Here is a 2,480-nt window from a genome sequence, read left to right on the forward strand (position 1 = left end):
ATCTGGCCCTGGCCGAGCTCCTGTACGGCTCGGGCCTGCGCATCAGCGAGGCGCTTTCCCTTACCGTGGACGACGTGCGCGCGGACCGAGGCTTTGTGCGCGTGCGCGGCAAGGGCGGCAAGGAGCGCTTGGCTCCCTTGAGCGAGGCGGCCAAACTGCGCCTGGTGGAGTACCTGGACGAACGCGCGGGCCTCACCCCGGGTGACACCGACACCCAGCCAGCCCTGTTCCTGGGCGCGCGGGGCGGGCCGCTTTCCCGGCGCGAGGCCCAGCGCATTATTTCCCGGCTGGCGGAGCTGGCCGGAGTGGGGCAGAACGTGCACCCGCACACCCTGCGGCACAGCTTCGCCTCGCACCTTTTGCAGGCCGGGGCCGACCTGCGAAGCGTGCAGGAGATGCTCGGCCATTCGCGGCTCTCCACCACGGAACGCTACACGCACCTGGATCTGCGGCGCATCATGGAAGTGTACGACAAGGCGCACCCATATTCGGAGCAGCCCGCCAAGGCCGATCAGGTCAACCAGTCGGAGGCTGCGGACGGCCCGGCTGCGGGCTCAAAGCCAAAGAGAAGGGTAAAATGACAGTAAAGCCACAGAATTCTGCTGCAGGCCTGGTGCTGGTGAGCGCCTGCCTGGCTGGCCGCGCCTGCCGCTACAACGCCACGGCAGCCCCGCATCCGGCTGTGCTGGCGCTGGTGGGGCAGGGCCGGGCGGTGCTTGTCTGCCCGGAGGCGCTGGGCGGGCTGCCGGTTCCGCGCGAGCCCATGGAGCTGCGGAAAGGCCGGGCCATCGGGGCCTCCGGCGCGGATCACACCGAGGCCTTTCTGGCCGGGGCGCGGCGGGCGCTCGGTATCTGCCGCAAGCATGGCTGCGCGCGGGCCATTCTGAAGTCGCGCTCGCCTTCCTGCGGTTGCGGGCAGGTGTACGACGGCAGTTTCTCCGGCAGACTTGTGCCAGGGAATGGGCTTTTTGCCGCCCTGCTGAAGGAGAATGGCGTGGCCGTGTGCAGTGAGCAGGAGCTGCCTGGCCAGTAAGCACACTGCGGCGACGTGATGATCTGCGCCCGGCGGGGCACGCGGGCGGGTGATTGCGGCGTGAGCGTGAATTTCAAGCGCAAAAAAAGCGGCGCACCCAGATGGGCGCGCCGCGTGTCGTTTTCGGTCCAGCGTCCGCTTACACTTCGAAGCGGCGGATGCTGATGATGGTGATGGGGTCGGAGGGCACGTCGCTGTGGCCAAGGTAGTTCTTGGTGCGCACGGTGCTGAGTTTCATGGCCACATCCTGCCCCTCGGTCACCTTGCCGAACACGGCGTAGCCGTAGCCCTGGGCCGTAGGGGCGGTGAAGTTCAGGAAGTCGTTGTCCTTCACGTTGATGAAGAACTGGCTGGTGGCGCTGTGCGGGTCCATGGTGCGGGCCATGGCCAGGGTGTATGCCTCGTTGGGCGTGTCGGCCCGGGCCTCGTTCTTGATGGGCGCCTTGTTCTTCTTTTCGCGCATCATCATGTCCATGCCGCCGCCCTGGATCATGAAGTTCTTGATCACGCGGTGGAAGATCAGCCCGTCGTAGAATTCCTCGTCCACATAGGCGAGGAAGTTGGCGACGGTCTCCGGGGCCTTGTCGGGCCAGAGCTCAACAAGCATCTCGCCCATGGGGGTCTCGATCAGAACGGTGGGATTGCTCATTCTTTCTCCTGCTTCTGCCGGAATACCGGCTTATTTATTGGCGAACTGGGCTTTCTTCTGGGTCCAGAACTCGTCGAACTCCTGCTTGAGCCCGCCCACGAGCTCCTTCACGCTGGTGATCTTGTCCACGCGCCAGACGTTTTCGCCGCAGAAGGCGAAGCCGTGCTTCAGGATGCCCTTCTTGGCGCTCACCAGGGCCTGGGAGATGCAGTAGGGCGTGGTGGTGAAGTCGCAGCTCTTGATGCAGTGGAAGGGGCATTTGAAGGGCTTCTTGCGGCCCTCGCGCACGGCCAGGAGGAACTCGTTGAAGATGGCGCGGCCGGGCATACCGACAGGGCTCTTGATGACCGTGACGTCCTCGCGCCGGGCGTTGACGAAGGCCTCCTTGAAGGCCTGGTCGGCGTCGCACTCGTGGGTGGCCACGAAGCGGGTGCCCATCTGCACGCCGGAGGCGCCCATCTCGAGGTAACGGGCGATGTCGCCCCCGGTGTAGATGCCGCCCGCGGCGATGACCGGGATGCGGCGGCCGGACTCGATTTCGAAGGGCCTCACCGCGTCCACGACCTCAGGCAGAATTTTTTCCAGCTGGAAGTCGGGGTTGTCGATCTCGTCGGGCTTGAAGCCCAGGTGGCCGCCCGCCTTGGGGCCTTCCACCACAAAACCGTCGGGCAGGTAATTGTAGTGCATGAGCCATTTCTTGCACAAAACCGCCGCCGCACGGCCGGAGGACACGATGGGCACCAGCTTGGTGCGGGCCTTTTCGGAAAGGTCGGCCTCGCGCAGGTACTTGGGCAGGTC

General features: G+C 65.4%; 4 protein-coding genes. 2 read left to right on the plus strand and 2 right to left on the minus strand.

What is annotated here, in order from left to right; all coding sequences use genetic code 11:
• A partial coding sequence (locus tag VN419_RS03140) for a tyrosine-type recombinase/integrase (protein ID WP_325644353.1) occupies nucleotides 1-581 on the plus strand: 581 nt, incomplete at its 5' end.
• Nucleotides 578-1,033 (plus strand): DUF523 domain-containing protein, encoded by a 456-nt coding sequence (locus VN419_RS03145; RefSeq protein ID WP_325644355.1) that lies wholly within the window; start codon nucleotides 578-580, stop codon nucleotides 1,031-1,033. The genes VN419_RS03140 and VN419_RS03145, both read left to right, overlap by 4 nt.
• 139 nt (nucleotides 1,034-1,172) lie before the next feature.
• On the opposite strand, the gene VN419_RS03150 is transcribed toward VN419_RS03145, so the two are convergent.
• Complete coding sequence (locus VN419_RS03150; protein ID WP_325644356.1) at nucleotides 1,173-1,682, minus strand: peptidylprolyl isomerase; 510 nt, start codon at nucleotides 1,680-1,682, stop codon at nucleotides 1,173-1,175.
• 30 nt (nucleotides 1,683-1,712) lie between these two features.
• On the minus strand, nucleotides 1,713-2,480 hold a 768-nt coding region (locus VN419_RS03155), incomplete at its 5' end, for a nitronate monooxygenase family protein (RefSeq protein ID WP_325644358.1).

The organism is Humidesulfovibrio sp. (assembly GCF_035560995.1).
Lineage (GTDB): Bacteria > Desulfobacterota > Desulfovibrionia > Desulfovibrionales > Desulfovibrionaceae > Humidesulfovibrio.